This window comes from Curtobacterium sp. RIT-PI-V (genome assembly GCF_025642935.1).
Lineage (GTDB): Bacteria > Actinomycetota > Actinomycetes > Actinomycetales > Microbacteriaceae > Curtobacterium.
Genome location: NZ_JANZKM010000022.1, coordinates 17890 through 34916 on the forward strand (window position 1 = coordinate 17890; position 17027 = coordinate 34916).

The window sequence follows — 17027 nt, forward strand, 5'->3', positions numbered from 1 at the left end:
CGCAGATCTCGGTTTGCACTCTGGCGGGACGTAGTGCAAACTGTCGCCGCCGATCACCCGGCGACGACCTCTCGATACGAGAAATGGATGGGCATGGCCACCGATTACGACGCCCCCCGGAAGACCGATGACAACTCCGATTCGGAGTCGATCGAGGCCCTCAAGGAGCGCGTTCCCGACAAGATGTCGGGGGTCGTCGACGATGATTCGGACAACCCCGGCAGCTTCGAACTCGCCGGGCAGGACCTGAGCGACGTCGACCTCGACGTCGTGGTGCTGCCCCCGCAGGTCGATGAGTTCACCTGCGTCGAGTGCTTCCTCGTGAAGCACCGCTCCCAGCTCGACCACGAGTCGAAGCTCGGGCCGGTCTGCGCGGAATGCGCAGCGCTGTAGCGAGCACTGTCGCAGCGCTGTAGACGCACCGATCACCGAAGGCCCCGCATCCTCCAGGATGCGGGGCCTTCGTCGTGCGGTGCGAGGCGGACGCGGGCCGGGCCTCCCGGTCGCCCGCCGTGGTCCGTCAGGACCGGAGCGCCTCGACCACCTTGGTGGGCTGCCGGACGCTGACCAGCCAGTAGGGCGTCGGGTCGGCGTCGTCACGGACCTCGACCTTGACGACCCCGCGCACGTAGCCCCGGAAGAGCGTCCACGCTCGGGCGTCCAGCTTCGGGCCGCGCTGCGTGGTCGCTTCGGCACCCTCGAACGCCTCGACGCTGCCGACGAGTGCGCGGGGGAGATGCGCCTTGCCGGCGCGGAACTCGCTGTCCGTGACCTCGATGGTGGGTGCGAGAGCCCACAGGAGCACGAGGACGCCGAGCTCCATGCCGATCGCCACGAGCACACCGGCGAGCACGCTGATGGGCAGGAACACGAGCAGGGTGGCGGGGATGACGAGCGCCGTCGCCAGGTACAGGGCGGGCGGGGCCCAGAGTCGTTCGCGGTACAGGGTCACGGGTCCATTCGACCACGACTCGGGGCAGGTCACGGTCGGGTCACGTCTCTGCACTACCCTCGACACGTGATGGAACCAGTCGACGTCCTCTGGACCGGGGAGAACCGCCCCGGACACGCCCACCCCGGTGACGCCGGTGCCGACCTCGTCTCGACCGAGGCCTTCGTGCTGCAGCCGGGCGAGCGCCACCTGGCCGCGACCGGGCTGCGGATCGCGCTCCCCGAGGGGTACGCCGCGTTCGTGGTCCCGCGTAGCGGGCTCGCCGCCAAGCACGGCATCACCATCGTCAACAGCCCGGGCACGGTCGACTCCGGGTACCGCGGCGAGATCAAGGTCTCGCTGCTCAACACCGACCGGTCCGAACCGTACGAGGTGCACGCGGGTGACCGCATCGCACAGCTGATCGTCATGCCCGTGCCGCGGGTGACGTACACGCGTGTCGAGGAACTCCCCGACAGCGTCCGGGGCCAGGGCGGCTTCGGCTCGTCCGGCTACGGTGACCGGAGCGGTGCCGTGACCGGCGCCGCCGATGATGTTCAGGAAGGAACGCGCGCATGAAGTTCGGTCGACGCAAGCGTGACGAGGTCGAGGCCGCCGAGGTCGAGGTGGCCGAGGCCGTCGCCGACGAGGTCGAGATCGCGGACACGACCCCCGAGGTCGACATCGCGACGGACGCCGACGCGGACCTCGACGAGGTCGACGGGGTCGCCCCGACGGACAAGTCCGCACCCGAGGACCGCGCCGAGAACGGCCCGCACGACGAGACCGAGGCGAACCTGGTCCGTCCGTACGTCGACCTGGGCGGCGTGAAGGTCCTGCCGCGCGAGGGCCTGCACCTGCGCCTCGAGGTCGAGGAGGGCTCGCAGCGCGTCGTCGCGGTCGGGCTCGACTACGACGACTCCACGCTGCAGGTCCAGCCGTTCGCCGCACCCCGCTCGACGGGTCTGTGGCACGAGATCCGCGCACAGATCGCCGAGCAGATCGAGCGCCAGGGCGGTGTCGTGACCGAGGTCGACGGCCCGTTCGGCCCCGAGCTCCGCGCGTCCGTGCCGGTCGCGGTCGACGGGGACGGTGGCACCGCCGGCGTCCGTCCGGCCCGCTTCGTCGGCGTCGACGGCCCGCGTTGGTTCCTGCGCGGCGTGATCGCCGGCAAGGCCGCCGAGCAGCCCGACGACGCGAGCGAGATCGAGGAGCTCTTCCGCAGCGTCGTCGTCGTGCGCGGCACGACGCCGATGCCGCCGCGCGACCTCATCCCGCTGCACATGCCGAAGTCGACGCAGACCGCGATCTGACGACCTGACCCGCCCTGGAGGCACGGTGCCGGAACACGACGACACCCACCGACCCGAGACGGCCGGGTCCGAAGCCGTGCCCGCGTCCGCTGGAACACCTGACGCAGCGTCGGCTGCGCCGTCGTTCTCCGCACAGTTCCGCGACGCGGTGCAGAACGCAGGCATCGCCCGCGTCGCCCCTGGCGAGGCGCCCTCCGGGCGCGCGCTGCTCGGAGCGGTCGGCGGGATCCGCGGCCTCGCCGAGTCGGTACTGCCCGGGTTCGCGTTCCTCGTCGTCTACGCGATCACGAAGGAGCTCGTGCCGAGTGTCGTGATCCCGGTCGTCGTCGGCCTGGTGTTCGTCGTCCTCCGCCTGGTGCAGCGACAGTCGCTGACGATGTCCTTCGCGGGCATCCTCGGCGTCGCGGTGTCGGCCGGCCTCGCACTCATCACCGGACGCGCCGAGAGCAACTTCATCCCGGGGATCATCATCAACTCGGTGTGGTTGGTCGGGCTCCTGGTCTCCCTCGCCGTCCGCTGGCCGCTCATCGGTCTGGTCGTCGGGTTCCTGCTGCCGGCGAACGAGGACGGCTCGCACGTCGACTGGCGCGCCGACCCGGTCAAGCGCCGCGTGCTGACGGTCGCCACCTGGATCTGGGTCGGGCTCTTCGCGCTCCGCCTGGCCGTCGAGGTGCCGCTGTACCTCACCGCGCAGGTCGAGCTGCTCGCCGGCCTCAAGCTCATCCTCGGCGTTCCGCTCTACGCCGCCGTGCTGTGGGTCACGTGGCTGCTGGTCCGCACCGTGTTCGTGCGGAGGGACGACGCCGCCACGGTGTAGAGTTGTCTCGACATCAAGAGACTTTCTCGTCCGGCGTTCCGACGTCAGCGGGATTAGGTTTGCCTTGCTGGTGGGACGGACCACGGCCCGCGATGATGAGGGCAAACCGATCAGTAGGGAGGCGGCACGGTGGCTGCAGTCAATAGCTTCGGCTCGAAGGACACACTGTCGGTTGGGGGTGTCGACTACGCGATCCACCGGATCGACACGGTGCCCGGGCACGAGAAGCTCCCGTACAGCCTGAAGGTGCTGCTCGAGAACCTCCTCCGCACCGAGGACGGCAAGAACGTCACCGAGGCGCAGATCCGCGCGCTCGGCTCCTGGCGACCCGACGCCGACCCGGACACCGAGATCCAGTTCTCGCCGGCGCGCGTCGTCATGCAGGACTTCACGGGTGTGCCGTGCATCGTCGACCTCGCCACCATGCGCGAGGCGATGGCGGACATCGGCGGCGACCCGAACAAGATCAACCCGCTCTCCCCGGCCGAGATGGTCATCGACCACTCGGTCATCGCCGACCTCTTCGGCAGCACGGACGCACTCCAGCGCAACACCGACCTCGAGTACGAGCGGAACGGGGAGCGCTACCAGTTCCTCCGCTGGGGCCAGACCGCGTTCGAGGACTTCAAGGTCGTCCCGCCGGGCACCGGCATCGTGCACCAGGTGAACATCGAGTACCTGGCGAAGGTCACCTACACGCGTGACCTCGACGGCGAGACCTACGCCTACCCCGACACCCTCGTCGGGACCGACTCGCACACCACGATGGTGAACGGGCTCGGTGTCCTCGGCTGGGGCGTCGGCGGCATCGAGGCCGAGGCAGCGATGCTCGGCCAGCCGGTGTCGATGCTCATCCCGAAGGTCGTCGGCTTCAAGCTCTCCGGTGAGATCCCCGCCGGCGTGACCGCGACCGACGTGGTGCTCACCATCACGCAGGAACTCCGCAAGCACGGTGTCGTCGGCAAGTTCGTCGAGTTCTACGGCGAGGGTGTCGGCGCCGTCCCGCTCGCCAACCGCGCCACCATCGGCAACATGTCGCCCGAGTTCGGCTCGACCGCTGCGATCTTCCCGGTCGACGACGTCACGCTCGACTACCTGCGTCTGACCGGTCGCGACGAGGCACAGATCGCCCTGGTCGAGGCGTACTCCAAGGCCCAGGGCCTGTGGCACGACGCCTCGGTCGAGCCGGCGTACTCCGAGTACATGGAGCTCGACCTCTCCACGGTCGTGCCGTCGATCTCGGGACCGAAGCGTCCGCAGGACCGCATCGAACTGTCCAAGGCGAAGGACCAGTTCGAGGTCGACCTGAACAACTACACGACCCCGAGCGAGCAGACCGACCTCGACGACGCGGTGGAGGAGACCTTCCCGGCCTCCGACCCGATCGCCGCGGGCTCGACCAACGAGGACACCGACCTGCACGAGCACGTCCACGTGTCGAGTGCCCCGTCGACGGCCTCGGCCCCGACGAAGGTCGCGATGGACGGGGCCGACCCGTTCACGATCGACCACGGTGCCGTCGCGATCGCCGCGATCACCTCGTGCACGAACACGTCGAACCCGTCCGTCATGATGGCGGCCGGCATCCTCGCGCGGAACGCCGCCGCCAAGGGCCTGACCTCGAAGCCGTGGGTCAAGACGACGCTCGCCCCCGGGTCCAAGGTCGTCACCGACTACTACGAGAAGGCCGGTCTCACGACCTCCCTCGAGCAGCTCGGCTTCTACACGGTCGGCTACGGCTGCACCACCTGCATCGGCAACTCGGGCCCGCTGCCCGACGAGATCTCGCAGGCGGTGCAGGACAACGACCTCGCCGTCACCGCGGTGCTCTCGGGCAACCGGAACTTCGAGGGGCGCATCAACCCCGACGTCAAGATGAACTACCTGGCGTCCCCGCCCCTGGTCATCGCGTACGCCCTCGCCGGGTCGATGCACTTCGACTTCGACAAGGACGCCCTCGGCACGGACCAGGACGGCAACGACGTCTACCTGCAGGACATCTGGCCCGACGCGGCCGAGGTGCAGCAGGTCATCGACGAGTCGATCGACACCGAGATGTTCACCCACGAGTACGGCTCCGTGTTCGAGGGCGACGACCGCTGGAAGAACCTGCCGACCCCCACGGGCGACACCTTCGAGTGGGACCAGGAGTCGACCTACGTGCGGAAGCCCCCGTACTTCGAGGGCATGACCATGCAGCCCGACGCGGTGTCGGACATCTCCGGTGCCCGCGTGCTCGCGAAGCTCGGTGACTCGGTCACGACCGACCACATCTCGCCCGCCGGCTCGATCAAGGCGGACAGCCCGGCCGGCAGGTACCTGGCCGAGCACGACGTCGACCGCAAGGACTTCAACTCCTACGGCTCGCGTCGCGGCAACCACGAGGTGATGATCCGCGGCACGTTCGCGAACATCCGGCTGCGCAACCAGCTGCTCGACGGCGTGGAGGGCGGCTACACCCGCGACTTCACGACCGCCGACGGCGAGCAGTCGTTCATCTACGACGCGTCGCAGCACTACCAGGAGCAGGGCATCCCGCTCGTCATCTTCGGTGGCAAGGAGTACGGCTCGGGCTCGTCGCGCGACTGGGCGGCCAAGGGCACGAACCTGCTCGGTGTCCGCGCCGTCATCACCGAGAGCTTCGAGCGGATCCACCGCTCGAACCTCATCGGCATGGGCGTCGTCCCGCTGCAGTTCCCGGCGGGCGAGACGGTCGAGTCCCTCGGGCTCGACGGCACCGAGGTCGTCTCGATCTCGGGCCTGACCGAGCTGAACGAGGGGCGCACCCCGAAGACCGTGCACGTCACCGCGACGCCGAGCGAGCACTCGCCCGCCGGCAAGCAGCCGGTCGAGTTCGACGCGGTCGTCCGCATCGACACCCCGGGCGAGGCCGACTACTACCGCAACGGCGGCATCCTGCAGTACGTGCTCCGGTCGCTCGTCTGACGCGACCCGGATACTGCCTGGAGGCGCGGTGCCAGCTGGCACCGCGCCTCCAGTCCGTTCTGTCCCCACGCGCATAGAGTGGGCCGACAGCCCCACGAAAGGAGCGCCCGTGAGCCTGCTCAGCAGCATCACGTCGCCGCGCGACCTGAAGCGTCTCTCCGACGTGCAGATGACCGAACTCGCCGCCGAGATCCGCCGGTTCCTGGTGGCCGAGGTCGCCAAGACCGGCGGCCACCTCGGGCCCAACCTCGGCGTGGTCGAGCTGACGCTCGCGATGCACCGGGTGTTCGACTCGCCGAACGACCCCTTCGTGTTCGACACCGGGCATCAGTCGTACGTGCACAAGCTCGTCACCGGGCGGCAGGACTTCTCGAAGCTCCGCGAGCGGGGCGGCATCGCCGGCTACCCGCAGCGGAGCGAGTCCGAGCACGACATCGTGGAGTCCTCGCACGCGTCGTCCTCCCTGTCCTGGGCCGACGGGATCTCCCGCGCGTTCGGGCAGACCGGGCAGACCGACCGCACCGTCGTCGCGGTGGTCGGAGACGGCGCCCTCACCGGTGGGATGACGTGGGAGGCGCTCAACAACATCTCGGACGACAACGACCGCCGCCTGGTCATCGTCGTCAACGACAACGGCCGCTCGTACGCCCCGACGATCGGCGGCATGGCGCGGTTCCTCAGCTCCATGCGCACACGGCGTGAGTACCGGGCGCTGTACGAGACCTCCCGGGCCGTGGCCGATCGCTTCGGTGCCCCCGGCCGGGCCGTCTACCGCGGGATGCGCGGCGGCCTGCACGGGTTCCTGTCGCGCTTCACGAACAACGAGGCGCTGTACTCGAACCTCGACATCAAGTACATCGGGCCGGTCAACGGACACGACCAGCGGGCCATGGAGGCGGCGCTCCGTCAGGCGAAGGCCTACGGCGCCCCGACGATCGTGCACGCGATCACCGAGAAGGGCCACGGGTTCGAGCCGGCCCTGCGTGACCAGGCCGACCAGTTCCACGCCGTCGGGCACATCGACCCGGAGACGGGGGAGTCGCTCGACGCCGCGTCGGGTCCGTCGTGGACCTCGGTGTTCGCGTCCTCGTTGGCCGACGCCGGCGCCGCGGATCCCCGGATCGTCGCGATCACGGCGGCGATGCTCCGTCCGACCGGACTGCACCTGTTCCAGGAGCAGCACCCCGACCGCGTGTACGACGTCGGCATCGCCGAGCAGCACGCCGTGACGACCGCCGCGGGCCTCGCCTACGGCGGCCTCCACCCCGTGGTGGCGCTGTACGCGACGTTCCTGAACCGGGCGTTCGACCAGGTGCTGATGGACGTCGCCCTGCACAAGGCCGGCGTGACGTTCGTGCTCGACCGTGCCGGGATCACCGGTCCGGACGGACCGTCGCACCACGGCATGTGGGACCTCGCGTTGCTGCAGGTCGTGCCCGGCATCCGGATCGCCGCACCGCGTGACGCAGCGACCCTGCGCGAGGAGTTCCGCGAGGCGATCGCCGTCGACGACGCCCCCACCGTGCTCCGGTGGTCGAAGGGCCAGGTCGGACCGGACATCCCCGCCGTCCGTCGTCTCCCCGACGGTGTGGACGTGCTGCACGCCGCCGCTGACGGCGTCGAGGACGTGCTCTTCGTGGCCGTCGGCTCGATGGTGCCGACGGCGCTCGAGGCCGCGGCGCTGCTCGAGGCGCAGGGCATCGGCGTCACCGTCGTCGACCCGCGCTGGGTGGTCCCGATCCCGGGCTCGCTCATCGAGCTGTCGCGGACGCACCGGCTCGTCATCACGATCGAGGACGGCGTGCGCGTCGGTGGTGTCGGGACCCGGCTCCGGCAGGACCTGCGGGCCGCCGGGGTCGACACGGGCGTGAACGAGCTGGGGCTGCCGGACGAGTTCATCGACCACGCGACCCGGTCGCAGATCCTCGCCGACGTCGGGCTGACCGCGCAGGCGATCGCCCGCGACGTCATCGACCAGGTCGTCGGGACGAAGCTGCCGCAGGCGAAGCCCGCGCGATCGCGGGAGTCCGCTGATCGATAGGCGGGTCGCGCGGAACCAGGTTCCGGACATGGCACCACGTACTTCCGCGGTGCTGTGTCCGGAACCTGGTTCCGCCGGAAGGTCACCCATGCCGTCAGGGGCATGTCCCTCGGGGACGTCTGGCAGGATCGCCCCATGCGACGGTGGTTCAGGACGACGGCGGTGGCGATCGGTCTCGCCGCGGTGGCGCTGTCCTCGGGGTGCGCAGCGATGAACGACGGTTCGGTCGCGCCGGAGCTCGGTGCCGATGCCCGGGTCGGCGCCAGACAGACGATGCACCGTGTGGTCGACTGGAAGGGCACCGCCGCAGTCCACCGGGTCGATGCCACCTGGACCGACTCGTGCGGCAACGCGAGCAACGCCGGGTTCTTCCAGCCCGCTTCGGGGACGACGTGCCGGATCGACGCCGGAGCGGTGTACACGATCGACGGTGCGACCACACCGGCCGACGCGGTGCGCATCGTCGGTCCGGCGCTGCGCGCGGGCGGCCTGACCGACGAGGACCTCGTGGCACAGGCGATCCAGCCGGACGGATCGACGCCGTCCCTGGTCGACATCGGTGGGCGGCAGTCGATCGCCCTCGGCAGCGACCGCGGGCAGGACCGGTTCGCGGTCGTGCGGGTCCGCGGTTGGGACGGGTCATTCGGACTGTGGCAGTCGGAGGGATCGTCCGTCGTGCAGTCCGCACCGGGTCTCGGCGTCGACCGACGCGATGACGCCGTCCGGGCGAGCAGGGCGGACTACGTGCTCGTCGTGACGCACAGCGCCGCGTACTTCACGTCGTACGACAACGAGCCGCCCGAGCCGTCGGCACCACGGCCGTCGGTCCCGCCGTGCTTCAGCGGCAGCAACGACTGCGTCGGCGGTTGACGAAGGTTGACGGCGGCGGTGGACAACACCGCAGCGGGCCGGCCACGCACAACCAAAGTCACCCCGAACCACGGCGATCCGCGATTCGGGGTGACTTCGGTTGTGCGGGACGGACTCGCGCCGGCTAGCGCGAAGCCGGGCCGACGATCAGCGGGTCGTGGAAGCTCCCGCCGAAGACGCGCTCGGACGCACCGCTGCGGTCGAGGTGCGGGCTGATCCCACCGGCCTGGAACGGGTAGCCCGCACCCAGGATCAGGCCGAGGTCGATCTCCTCGACATGCTGGACGACCTCGTCCTCGAGCATGCGGTGCAGCTCGTCGGCCAGGGCGTCCTCGAAGCGCTGCTGCATCGCTGCGGCGTCGACGGGCTCCGCGTCCTTCTTGGACGGCGCGACGAGCTTGACGGCGGCAGGGTCGTACCCGGTCGCGGTGCCCTTCTTGTCGCGGGTGAGGATCTTCCCGTGCTCGGCGATCTTCTTCAGCCCGTCACCGGGGTAGAAACGCTCCGGCCACGCGGCGTGGTGCGAGTCGAGCACGTGCGCCCCGACCGGCAGTCCGACGAGCTCGAGCAGCTCGAACGGCGACATCGGCAGTCCCAGCGGCGCGGCACCGGCCGCCACGACGTCGAACGAGGTGCCCTGCTCGACGCCACGCATCGCCTCACCGAGCACCCGAGCGAGCACGCGGTTCACGACGAAGCCCGGCTGGTCGGCCGTGATGATCGCCGTCTTCTTGAGGGTCTTCGCGACGGCGAGAGCCGTGACGAGGGTCTCGTCGGAGGTGTCGGCGGTGCGGACGACCTCGAGCAACGGCATCACGGCGACCGGGTTGAAGAAGTGGAACCCGACCAGGCGCGACGGGTCGGAGAGCACCGAACCCATCTCGGAGACGGACAACGACGAGGTGTTCGTGGCGAGGATGGCATCCGGCGCGATGACCTGCTCGATCTTCCGGAAGACCTCTTGCTTGACGCTCATCTCCTCGAAGACGGCCTCGATCACCCAGTCGGCGTCGACGAAGGCGTCGTACGACACCGACCCACTGACGAGTGCCGTGATGCGGTTGGCGTCGTCGGGGGAGATCCGCCCCTTCTCGAGCAGCTTGCCGACCTCACCGCGGATCCGCTCGACACCGGCGTCGACGCGGGACTGGTCGACGTCGGTGATCACGACGGGGACGCCGAGTCGTCGGGCGAACAGCAGCGCGAACTGCGAGGCCATCAGACCGGCGCCGAGGACGCCGACCTTCGTGATCTTCTTCGGCTCGACGCCTTGCGGTGCACCGACGGGCTTCTTCGCACGCTTCTGCACCAGGTCGAACGCGTACATCGACGCGGCGAACTGGTCGCCGGAGAGCAGGTCGGCGAGGGCGTCGTCCTCGTCGGCGAACCGCTCGTCCAGGGAACCGCCGCGAGCGGCGGCCACGAGGTCGAGCGCGCGGAACGGCGACTTCGGCACCGTCCCGATCTTCGACGCGACCTGCCCACGGGCGACCTTGACGACCGTGCCCCAGGCAGCCTTCTCGAGCATGCCGGGTTCGTTTGGCCGCTTGACCGACACACGACCGGCGATGACGCCGTCGGCCCAGGCGACTGCCGACGGCAGGAACGTCACCGACGGGATCAGCACGTCGCCGATGCCGATCTCGACCGCGGCCGGGCCGTCCATCAGGCGGTTGTTCTTGAGGGGGTTCTCGACGATGACCCGCAGCGCGCGCTCCGGACCGATCAGGCGGGGGAGCAGCGTCGCGCCGCCCCAGCCCGGGATGATGCCGAGGAAGACCTCGGGCAGGCCGATGCCCTGCGCCGCGGACGAGAACACCCGGTAGGTGCAGTGCAGCCCGATCTCGAGCCCGCCGCCGAGGGCGATGCCGTTGATGAACGCGAACGACGGCACACCGAGGTCGGACAGCTTGCGGAGGGTGGCGTGGCCGAGGGCCGCGAGGTCGTGCGCCACGTCCCGCGACGGCACGGACGCTGCCTGCGACAGGTCGGCACCGGCGGCGAAGCAGTACTCCTTGCCGGTGATCGCGACGCCCTGGATCGTGCCGGCCGTCGCCTCGGTCTTCAGGGTGTCGAGCACCCCGGAGAGTTCGCGCAGCGTACGCGGCCCGAGGGTGCTCGGACGCTTGTAGTCCTTGCCGTTGTCGAGCGTGATGAGCGCCAGGGTGCCACCGGAGGGCATCGTGACGTGCTTGACGAACGAGTGCGTGACGACCTCGTCCTCGCTGAGTTCGGACAGACGGTCGGTGTCGACAGTGGTCATGCTCATGCCCCCTTCCGAGCCGAACGTGCTGCGGACTTGCTGAAGCCGGGGTTCTCCCAGATGACGGTGCCGCCCTGGCCGAGTCCGATGCACATCGTGGTGATGCCGTACTGGACGTCCGGGCGCTCGGCGAACTGCGCGGCGAGCTGGGTCATCAGGCGGACACCGCTCGATGCCAGCGGGTGGCCGACGGCGATCGCGCCGCCCCACGCGTTGACGTTCGCGGAGTCCTGCGCGATGCCGTAGTTGTCGAGGAACGCGAGCACCTGCACCGCGAACGCCTCGTTGATCTCGAACAGGCCGATGTCGTCGATGGACAGGCCGGCCTTCGAGAGCGCCTTGTCGGTCGCGGGGACCGGGCCGACGCCCATGACCTCGGGCTCGACGCCGGCGAAGGCGAACGAGACCATGCGCATCTTCGTCGGCAGGCCGTGCTCCTTGGCACCCTCGGCCGAGGCGAGCAGGCTCATGGTCGCGCCGTCGTTGAGGCCGGCGGCGTTGCCGGCGGTCACCCGTCCGTGCGGGCGGAACGGCGTCTTCAGCGCGGCCAGCGCCTCGAGCGTCGTGCCCGGACGCGGCGGCTCGTCGGTGCTGACGACGTCCCAGCCGTCGCCCTTGTTCACCTCGACCGGGATCACGTCGGGTTGCAGCTTGCCGGCTGCCCACGCGGCGGCGTAGCGCTGCTGGGACTGGACGGCGTAGGCGTCCGTGCGGTCCTTCGTGATCGCGGGGAAGCGGTCGTGCAGGCGCTCGGCGGTGGACCCCATCACCAGCGCGTCGCTCGACACCATGCGCTCGGCGATGAACCGCGGGTTCGGGTCCGAGTTGAAGCCCATCGGGTGGCGCCCCATGTGCTCGACGCCACCGGCGATCGCGATGTCCGCGGCACCGAAGGCGATGGCACCCGCGAGCGTCGTGACGCTCGTCATGGCGCCGGCGCACATGCGGTCGATCGCGTACCCGGGGACCGACTTCGGCAGGCCGGCCAACATGCCGACGGTACGGCCGAGGGTCAGCCCCTGGTCACCCTGCTGCGTGGTCGCCGCGACGGCGACGTCGTCCACCGCTGCGGTGTCGAGCGAGGCGTTCCGGTCGAGCAGTCCGCGCATCGCGTGCACCGCGAGGTCGTCGGACCGGGTCTTCCAGAACACCCCCTTCTCGCCGGCTCGTCCGAACGGCGTCCGTACTCCGTCCACGAACACGACGTCTGATGCCTTTGGCAATCCGGGCCTCCCAGATCCTCATCGATCGGGCCGGAACGCTGGTCGCTCCGGCCGGCCGGGCCTCGCCCGGCGACGCTCCCGACGCTATGCCCCCAGGCTGGGCGGCCGCATGCCGGTTGGGCGGTTCCTACGACTCGACGTCATCCGCCGGCGCGGGCTGCTGTGCAGCAGCGACAAAGGCTGACGCGATGATCGAGGCGAGCTCCTCCACCTGCCAGGGGCGGGCCTCGTGTGCGGCGAGGGCGGCCCCGACCAGCTCGGTCGACGGTGGCGACGGCGGTGCCCACGAGACCACGCGCAGGGTCTCCGGGGTGAGGAGGTTCTCGAGCGGGATGTCGAGCTCCTCGGACCGCTTCGTCACCGCGGCCCGTGCGGCCTTGTACCGGCGGTCGGCCGCGGGATTGCGGTCGGCCCAGGCGCGGGGCGGCGGGAGCGTCGCTTCACCGGAGCCGCGGAGCTTCGGCAGGTCCTCGGTCGTGCGGCCCTCGTCGACCGCGGCCCACCAGCGGTCGAGCTCGGACCGGCTGGCGCGACCCGTGAACGCCTTCAGAGCGCCGAGTTCGGTGCGCGACGACGGTGCGGCGGCTGCCGCTGCGACGATCGCGGCATCGGGGATCGTGCGCCCCGGAGCGATGTCGGCCGCGCGGGCGTACTCGTCACGGGCGACCCAGAGCGACCGGGCGATCGCCAGCGCGCGGGCGCCACGGAGCGCGTGCATGCCGGACAGGCGACGCCACGGCTCGGCACGGACGGGCTTCGGGGCGCGGTGCAGCACCGCGTCGAACTCCTCTTCCGCGATGCGGGACTTGCCGGCCTCGTCGAGCTCCGCGGCGAGGGCGTCACGCAGGTCGGGCAGGAGTTCGACGTCGAGCGACGCGTAGACGAGCCACGACTGCGGCAACGGCCGGGTCGACCAGTCCGCTGCCGAGTGCGCCTTGGCGAGCGTGATCCCGAGCAGCTGCTCGACGACGGCGCCGAGACCGACCCGGGGGAACCCGGCGATGCGGGCTCCGAGTTCGGTGTCGAAGATGCGGGTCGGGACGAGACCCACCTCCTGCAGGCAGGGCAGGTCCTGCGAGGCGGCGTGGAACAGCCACTCCTCGTCGACGATGGCCGCCTGCAGCTCGGAGAAGTCGCCGATCGGGATCGGGTCGAACAGGAACGCGCCGGCACCACGCCGGAACACCTGGATCAGGTAGGCGCGCTGTGAGTAGCGGTAGCCGCTGGCGCGTTCGGCGTCGACGGCGACGGGCCCGTGACCTGCGGCGATCGCCGCGACGGCCTCGAGGTAGTCGTCGCGCGACTCGATGACCTTGACGGCCTCGTGCGAGTCCTCGAACGCGGGGTCCGGCGCACCGGGGGTCGAGCTGGCGGGGTCGGTCACTTGGCGAGCCTCCTCGGGGCCAGTAGGGTCACACCGTCCGAGGCGGGAGGCAGACCGGCGAGCATGGCGACGATGTCCTGCCATGCCTGGACGTGTGCGGTGAGGTCGTCGCCGCGGGGCGTCCACGACGCGCGGAGTTCCAGCTGGGCGCCGTCTCCCTGTGCGGCGAGGTCGCCGTACCCGCGCGAGATGATCTTGGTGGCCGTGCCCGAAGCGTGGTCGTACTCGGCACCGTGCGTCGCGAGCGCGTCGACGAGCCAGCTCCACGTGACGTCGGCGACGAACTCGTCGACACCGATCTCGGGTTCGAGTGGTGCTTGCGCGAACGAGACCACCCGGAACGCGCCGCCCCAGCCCTCGGGTTCTTCGGGGTCGTACAGGGCGATGAAGCGTCCGGTGCCGAGGTCGGACGGGGCGCCGTGCGCGGTGCCGGACACGTCCGCCGCCAGGGCGATCGAGGACGGTGCGATCCGCGTGGGCGAGGGGATCTCGGTGACGGTGGTCTCGGAGCGGCTGCTGCCGGACGACACGAACGCGCGGAGCCGCGCGAAAGCGTCGGGCTCTCGGGTTTCGGACACACATGCAGACTAGGCTCCGGGCCATGTCCCGATCCGCGCGACCCGCCGAGGACGCCGTCCAGGAGACCGCACGATCGGCCGGCTTCATCGCCCTCGGCGCCGGTCTGGCCGCAGCAGCCGTGGGGACGGCCGTCATCGGTGGCTTCGTCGCCGCCGTCGCCCGCGCCGTCGTCACCCCGGACCGCAAGCGCACCGAACGCGTCCCGATCCACGCCGTCGACCCGGTCCGGATGACCGTGACCATCGAGCGGACCGCCGACACCGAGTTGCAGGGCCGGTACTCCCTCTGGTTCGGCGCCGGCACCGGGCACATGCGCGTCGGTGAGGTCCTCGGAACCACCGACACCACGGTCACGCGCCGCATCATCGCGATCGACGCCGGCGACCCGACCGCTGCACGACGCGGTCGCTGGGGCGGTTGGTTCTACCTGACCCCCGGCGAGCTCGACGTGCCCGTCGAGGACATCGACATCCCGACCCCGAACGGGCCCGCACCCGCCTGGGTCGTCCGCGCCGACGACCCGGACGCCCCGTGGGCCGTCCTGGTGCACGGCCGCGGTGTCACCCGTGCCGAGACCATCCGCGCCGTCCCGGTCTTCCGCGCCGCCGGCTACTCGGTCGTGCTCGCGTCGTGGCGGAACGACGGCGTCGCTCCGCCGAGCGTCGACGGCCGCTACGGCCTGGGCAGCACCGAGTGGGAGGACATCGACTCCGTCCTCCGCTGGCTCAGCGCCCAGAACGCGCAGAGCGTCGTGCTCATGGGCTGGTCGATGGGCGGCGCCGTCGTGCTGCAGACCCTGCTGCGCTCACGGTTCGCCGAGCTCGTCGACGGTGTGGTGCTCGAGTCGCCCGTGGTCGACTGGCACGCGGTGCTCAAGTCGCAGAGCCAGCTCATGGGGCTGCCGCGGCCGGTCCGCAAGGTCGCCCAGCGTCTGCTCCGCACGCCGGTGCTGCACCGCCTGGCCGGCCTGCAGCAGCCGGTGGACCTGCGGGAGCTCGACATGGTCACCCGGTCCGCCGAGCTGACGGTGCCGATCCTCCTGCTGCACAGCGACGACGACGGGTTCGTGCCGTCCTCGGCCTCGCACGACCTGGCGCGCGCACGGCCCGACCTGGTCCGGCTCGAGGTCCAGACCACTGCCCGGCACACCAAGCTCTGGAACCACGACGCCGACTGGTTCGACGCCCGCATCCTCGCGTGGCTCACCGAGGTGGTCCAGCGTCGCGGGGCGGCCAGCGCGCGGTAGACGCGACCGAAGGGCGGACGGGAGGCGCGTAGCGACCCCGCCACGGGCCTCCCGTCCGACGCTGCGTCCATTTAGTCGCTTCGTGAGCAGAGATGATCGGGTCACCGTCGCGCACTCGACCCTTCCTGCTCACCAAGCGGGTGGTGCGGCAATCGTTCCGTTCGTCGTCTGCTGGCGTGGCCCGAACTTCTCGAGACGAGTTGCCGGTCGGCCGGGCTGCGCTGGTCCGTGCGTTCGGTCGAAGGCACCGCTCATCGTCGTTAGCGACGCGGACCGTCACGGTCCATTCGCCGCTGTTGAACGCGTCGATGCGAACGACCGGGTTCGTCTCGTCGGTCAGATCCGTGCCAGGAAGGTATCCGCGGAACTCGCTGTCGATGAGCAGCCAGATGCTGTCGGCGATGTCCGTCGCCTCGGCGTGGCTGAGGATGAGTGCCGGGCGGCCTGGTCTCCTGCGGAACGACAAGGTCCTCGTTCGCTCACTCGCTCTAACGGACGCCAGTGGTCCAACCGTTGCGCTGGCGGAGCGACCAAGCGGCGGAGCCCGGCCGGATGCCGTAGATGAAGTGCTTGTTCTCGCGACCGCGGCCGGACCGGTGAGTGTGGATGGCGTGGAAGGCGCGGAGAGCTTCGCCTCCGTGGTTGGCGTCGACGTCGAAGACCAGCTTGTCGTCCCCGAGGTTGCCGCCGATGTTCGCGGTCGGGAACTGTGTCCACCACCGACGGATCTGGTCCTCGTCCTAATTGCCGTCAAGCGCGCCCTTTGAGTCGCGCATTGGCACTTTCTTTCCCGGTTGGAGCGGGAAGACGTTCCACCCCACCGCGGCCCAACCGAGCGCGTGCTCGAGCATCGAGCCGGGCGAGTCCTGCTGGGGGGTCTCGAGCCGGGCGTAGTCGTAGGGGAGTCGTTCGGGGGTGGACCGCGGACTCAAGCGGCCATCGCCTGAGCGTGGTCACTGTTCGCCGAACAGTAGGACGAGCAGGCGCTCGAGGTCCTCGCTGGGCAGTGTGATGTGGTCGTAATTTGCAGTGGCGTACATGGCGCTTTCCCGAGGCGGGAGCGCGCCCGAACGGCAAAACGCACCCCGCGATCCAACCCGCTTGGTAGCGGGGACGGGAAGCGCTGGACGAAAAGTCCGGGGCCGGTCCGTTGTCGGACCTTCCACCCTCGTGGGATCTCGGCGTGCGCGAAGTGCTCACCGGCCGGGGCATTTGACCAGACCCTGACTTCTGTTCGGTTGTAGGGAGCAGCAAATCACGAAGATCGTCAGCAGTGCAAGTGCAGGGCACGGCTCGACCCCGGAGCCATGCCACTGGAACTCCGGGGCCAGTCACTGAGCCAAACAAGCGCCATGCTTGCCCTGAAGAGCGAAGCAGCTGTCCACTTGCGCCACAAGACCGCATAGCATGGCCG

General features: G+C 70.1%; 14 protein-coding genes. 9 read left to right on the top strand and 5 right to left on the bottom strand.

The features are described from left to right. Positions 1-93: 93 nt before the first annotated feature. A complete protein-coding gene (locus OGL88_RS13280) occupies positions 94-393 on the top strand; it encodes a DUF4193 domain-containing protein (RefSeq protein WP_031263038.1) in 300 nt (99 codons plus the stop codon). A gap of 127 nt (positions 394-520) precedes the next feature. On the opposite strand, the gene OGL88_RS13285 is transcribed toward OGL88_RS13280, so the two are convergent. Then, positions 521-952, bottom strand: coding sequence for a DUF3093 domain-containing protein (locus OGL88_RS13285; protein ID WP_111086383.1), 432 nt, complete (start codon positions 950-952; stop codon positions 521-523). A 69-nt stretch (positions 953-1021) separates the two neighbouring features. Between OGL88_RS13285 and dut the strand changes: the two genes are divergently transcribed. From dut to OGL88_RS13315, 6 genes are all read left to right on the top strand, one after another. Further along, the gene (dut, locus tag OGL88_RS13290; RefSeq protein WP_263091719.1) at positions 1022-1510 is read left to right on the top strand and encodes a dUTP diphosphatase; all 489 of its coding nucleotides are present in this window, start codon (positions 1022-1024) and stop codon (positions 1508-1510) included. Continuing rightward, on the top strand, positions 1507-2244 hold the full coding sequence (locus tag OGL88_RS13295; protein WP_240347288.1) for a DUF3710 domain-containing protein: 738 nt from the start codon (positions 1507-1509) through the stop codon (positions 2242-2244). The genes dut and OGL88_RS13295 overlap by 4 nt, the downstream gene beginning before the upstream one ends. A gap of 148 nt (positions 2245-2392) precedes the next feature. Continuing rightward, entirely contained in the window at positions 2393-3061 is a 669-nt protein-coding gene (locus OGL88_RS13300) for a DUF3159 domain-containing protein (protein WP_263091687.1), read from the top strand. A gap of 129 nt (positions 3062-3190) precedes the next feature. Next, the gene (gene acnA / locus OGL88_RS13305) at positions 3191-6007 is read left to right on the top strand and encodes an aconitate hydratase AcnA (RefSeq protein ID WP_263091688.1); all 2817 of its coding nucleotides are present in this window, start codon (positions 3191-3193) and stop codon (positions 6005-6007) included. Between the two features lie 109 nt (positions 6008-6116). Continuing rightward, entirely contained in the window at positions 6117-8048 is a 1932-nt protein-coding gene (gene dxs, locus OGL88_RS13310; protein ID WP_263091689.1) for a 1-deoxy-D-xylulose-5-phosphate synthase, read from the top strand. A gap of 135 nt (positions 8049-8183) precedes the next feature. Continuing rightward, positions 8184-8918: a hypothetical protein gene (locus OGL88_RS13315; protein WP_263091690.1), complete on the top strand. Its 735-nt coding sequence runs from the start codon at positions 8184-8186 to the stop codon at positions 8916-8918. A 124-nt stretch (positions 8919-9042) separates the two neighbouring features. Here the strand turns inward: OGL88_RS13315 and OGL88_RS13320 are convergent, their stop codons facing one another. From OGL88_RS13320 to OGL88_RS13335, 4 genes are all read right to left on the bottom strand, one after another. Then, the gene (locus OGL88_RS13320; RefSeq protein WP_263091691.1) at positions 9043-11187 is read right to left on the bottom strand and encodes a 3-hydroxyacyl-CoA dehydrogenase NAD-binding domain-containing protein; all 2145 of its coding nucleotides are present in this window, start codon (positions 11185-11187) and stop codon (positions 9043-9045) included. After that, positions 11184-12404: a thiolase family protein gene (locus OGL88_RS13325; RefSeq protein ID WP_222661027.1), complete on the bottom strand. Its 1221-nt coding sequence runs from the start codon at positions 12402-12404 to the stop codon at positions 11184-11186. Before OGL88_RS13325 ends, OGL88_RS13320 begins: the two co-directional genes overlap by 4 nt. Before the next feature lie 127 nt (positions 12405-12531). Then, a complete protein-coding gene (locus OGL88_RS13330) occupies positions 12532-13788 on the bottom strand; it encodes an HRDC domain-containing protein (RefSeq protein ID WP_374114448.1) in 1257 nt (418 codons plus the stop codon). Continuing rightward, on the bottom strand, positions 13785-14366 hold the full coding sequence (locus tag OGL88_RS13335) for a DUF3000 domain-containing protein (RefSeq protein WP_263091692.1): 582 nt from the start codon (positions 14364-14366) through the stop codon (positions 13785-13787). Before OGL88_RS13335 ends, OGL88_RS13330 begins: the two co-directional genes overlap by 4 nt. A gap of 23 nt (positions 14367-14389) precedes the next feature. Between OGL88_RS13335 and OGL88_RS13340 the strand changes: the two genes are divergently transcribed. Continuing rightward, on the top strand, positions 14390-15613 hold the full coding sequence (locus tag OGL88_RS13340) for an alpha/beta fold hydrolase (protein WP_205462341.1): 1224 nt from the start codon (positions 14390-14392) through the stop codon (positions 15611-15613). Between the two features lie 308 nt (positions 15614-15921). Then, positions 15922-16380 (top strand): hypothetical protein, encoded by a 459-nt coding sequence (locus OGL88_RS18175; RefSeq protein WP_263091693.1) that lies wholly within the window; start codon positions 15922-15924, stop codon positions 16378-16380. Positions 16381-17027 lie beyond the last annotated feature (647 nt).

Excerpts from the sequence above, each read along its gene's own strand:
- OGL88_RS13280 (WP_031263038.1), top strand. The coding sequence starts at position 94 with ATGGCCACCGATTACGACGCCCCCCGGAAGACCGATGACAACTCCGAT.
- dut (WP_263091719.1), top strand. The coding sequence starts at position 1,022 with ATGGAACCAGTCGACGTCCTCTGGACCGGGGAGAACCGCCCCGGACAC.
- OGL88_RS13295 (WP_240347288.1), top strand. The coding sequence starts at position 1,507 with ATGAAGTTCGGTCGACGCAAGCGTGACGAGGTCGAGGCCGCCGAGGTC.
- OGL88_RS13315 (WP_263091690.1), top strand. The coding sequence starts at position 8,184 with ATGCGACGGTGGTTCAGGACGACGGCGGTGGCGATCGGTCTCGCCGCG.
- OGL88_RS13320 (WP_263091691.1), bottom strand. The coding sequence starts at position 11,187 with ATGAGCATGACCACTGTCGACACCGACCGTCTGTCCGAACTCAGCGAG.
- OGL88_RS13340 (WP_205462341.1), top strand. The coding sequence starts at position 14,390 with ATGTCCCGATCCGCGCGACCCGCCGAGGACGCCGTCCAGGAGACCGCA.
- OGL88_RS18175 (WP_263091693.1), top strand. The coding sequence starts at position 15,922 with ATGCGAACGACCGGGTTCGTCTCGTCGGTCAGATCCGTGCCAGGAAGG.